The sequence below is a fragment of the uncultured Chitinophaga sp. genome (genome assembly GCF_937874145.1).
Lineage (GTDB): Bacteria > Bacteroidota > Bacteroidia > Chitinophagales > Chitinophagaceae > Chitinophaga.
In genome coordinates, this window is the sequence record NZ_CALNBI010000273.1 from 1 (window position 1) to 2863 (window position 2863).

The following is a 2863-nucleotide window of genomic DNA, read 5'->3' on the forward strand; positions in this document are numbered from 1 at the left end:
AAAAGCCCTCAGCATGCTGCACAACGGGCAAACCGTGATCCTCGATGGCGGTACTTCCACCCTTTCGCTCGTCAAGATATTCCCGCCGGAGCTCGATATCACCGTCATCACCAACAGCGTTCCCATCGCGCAGCTACTGATCGAACACCCGAAAACGGAAGTTATTTTCACGGGCGGCCGCGTCAATAAAGATTCACAGACCGCCGGCGGGCAAGACACGATCCGGATGCTGCGCCGCGTCCGCGCCGATCTTTGCTTTATGGGCGTTTGCAGCCTTCACCCCATTCTCGGGGTAACGGGCATGGATATGGAAGAATCTGAAGTAAAAACCACGATGGTCGAAAGCGCGAACCGCATCGCCACCCTCGCCACCGGCGATAAAATGGGAACGGCTGAACCCTTTAAAGTATGCGACATCACCGACCTCGACACCATCATCACCGACAATCCCGACCTCGCTTTCCTCGAAGCTTACCGAGAACTGGGCATCAGGGTGGTGTAATCGTTTCCGGGCCTTTCTTTTCCGTTATCACGCCCTCCGATTCCTTCTCCACCTGTTCTACCCACACCGCATAATCGTTCGGATAGATGCGTTCTCCTTTCTTTTGCACGTATTGCCGCGTGAATTCCGCCCCGAAGTACAGGATGGCGGAAGAATAATATACCCAGGTCAGTAAAATCACCAGCGAGCCCGCCGCGCCGTACGTCGATCCGATACTGCTCGAACCGAGATACAGCCCGATGGCGCCCTTACCGATCATAAAAAGAAGCGCCGTCACCATCGCGCCCGTCCACACGTGCCGCCATTGCACCTTCGCATCCGGCAACACCTTGAAAATGACCGCAAACAGGGTGGAAATGACGGCGAAAGTCAACGCCAGGTTCACGATATACGCCGCCACCACGGTCACATCCGGGAATAATAAAGTCAGGCGGTCCATCAGCACTTCAATAATGCCATGCAACACCAGGGACACCACGAGCACAAATCCCAGGCTCGCCACCAGCGAGAAAGAAAGCAACCGTGTGAGGAGGATTTTCAACAGTCCCTTCCCTTTCTTCTGCTTCGCCTTCAACCGCCAGATCAGGTTGATGGAGTCCTGGATCTCAGTAAACACACCCGTGGCGCCGATCACCAGCGTGATAAAACCAATGATGGTAGACCAGCCGAAGTCGGGCGAGAGGTACGAATTGGCCACCACGTCCTGTATCTGTGTGGCCGCCGAAGCACCCACCAAATCCCGCAGCTGGTCGTAGAGATTGCCTTCCAGCGCATCCCTTCCCCAGAAAATATCACTGAAAAACAGGATGATGATCAGCATCGGCGCAATGGAAAATACAGTGGAATACGCCAGCGAAGCGCTGAGCTTCAATACCTTGTCTTCCATGAAATCGCTGCCTGCGCATTTGAGCAATTGCCATCCGTGGCGGATAATGAACGGTTTTCCCATACCTCCATTAACACAAAAAGAAGGCCATGGGTTAAAAAAACCGTCCCCTGAAAAAGGGACGGCCATTTCTGAATTTGAGTATATATCAACAATAAACAAGGCGCATCAGTTCCCCTGCCCGAAAGCGGGACTGTTCTTATCGAACCACAGGCGCTGGTTGGCCAGGGTGGTGGCCGTCCGGTCGTTCGGCGTAAAGCCCTGTTCCTGCTGCGCTTTCAGCCAATTTTCGTTATTGGTGCCCAGCGCAGGCTCGTCCAGCGCGTAACGCCGCGGAATGGGCTCATTCCAGGCGTTGCGGGGGTAATAGGCAGAATTGTTTTTCGGATATCCCGTGCGGCGGACGAACGTAAACGCTTCGTTGCCCAGGCGGTAGAAGTTCAGGTATTGCTGGATGTAAATCCTTTCGAGGTCGTTCACGCCGTTGAACCTGACGTTCGGATGGTTGAGGTACGCCTGCACGTCGGCATTCCCGTTCCCGGTGAGCCCGGTGGTGCTTTCCGCCGCCACAGCGATAAGATTCATGGTGCGTAGCGAGGATTCCACGCCTTTTTTATACCAGTCTTCCGCGCTTCCCTTCGTGTCGAACCCTGCGCCATGGCCTTTCTGGATCATCTCGGCGATGTAGAAGCAGGTTTCTGCGTAGGTCACCATGTAATCGAGCAAACGGCCGGTGGTGTTGGAACCATAACGGGGGGCGAAGAATTTTTTGTTGATGAAACCGATCAGCCGCCATTTGTTATTCCCGCCTGCGTCGAAGGTGGTTTTGTACCAGGTGGCTTTCACCGGGTCGGTGGTCCAGTCGGCCGGGCCGCCCTGCCATTGCACCAGGGGATCGTTCAGGTTGATGAACGCGGGGAGGGTTTTGTTGTACTTCGTCAGCGTATCCCGGAAGCTGCCCGTGAGGTCGTTTGGTGTGAAATAAATGGGCAGGCGCGGGTCGTTGGTGGATTTCATGAAGTTGATGATCGACGAGGTACCGAAACGCGGGCTGCGGTAATCGATATCGTTGCCGATGGGGTTCCAGGTGGGGCGGTCGTATTTGAACTGCGACGCGTCCGAATCAATGGGCCCTTCCGCACTGGTCATCACTTCCCGGAAAATTCTCTTCGTTACATTAACGTCCGCCCTTTCGTACCGCACGGCGATGCGGAGCTTCAGCGTATTGGCGAGCTTGGCCCAGTGCAGCCAGTTATTGGCGTAATAGATATCCGAAGCGCCGAACCCGATCTGGTTGGCCGCCGGCATCGCCAGCGAATCGATGGCGAGCGACAACTCATCCAGCCAGGTATCGAACAGTTGCTTTTGCGGATCGTAGGCAGGCCGCAGTTCGCCCGTTTGCCTGGCCTTGATGGCCTGCAAATACGGCAAGGAACCGTTCATATCCGTAGTTTTCAACGCCTGCAGGATACCCA

3 protein-coding genes are annotated in these 2863 nt (G+C 55.2%); 1 reads left to right on the forward strand and 2 read right to left on the reverse strand.

The annotated features are described in order from the left end of the window. Window positions 1-502, forward strand: a 502-nt coding sequence (locus Q0510_RS13520) for a DeoR/GlpR transcriptional regulator (RefSeq protein ID WP_298712588.1), incomplete at its 5' end; no start/stop codon positions are given. Here Q0510_RS13520 and Q0510_RS13525 read toward each other — a convergent pair. Then, a complete protein-coding gene (locus Q0510_RS13525; protein WP_298712591.1) occupies window positions 489-1451 on the reverse strand; it encodes a YihY/virulence factor BrkB family protein in 963 nt (320 codons plus the stop codon). The genes Q0510_RS13520 and Q0510_RS13525 overlap by 14 nt on opposite strands. A gap of 105 nt (window positions 1452-1556) precedes the next feature. Beyond that, a partial coding sequence (locus Q0510_RS13530; protein ID WP_298712593.1) for a SusD/RagB family nutrient-binding outer membrane lipoprotein occupies window positions 1557-2863 on the reverse strand: 1307 nt, incomplete at its 5' end.

Excerpts from the sequence above, each read along its gene's own strand:
- Q0510_RS13525 (WP_298712591.1), bottom strand. The coding sequence starts at position 1,451 with ATGGGAAAACCGTTCATTATCCGCCACGGATGGCAATTGCTCAAATGC.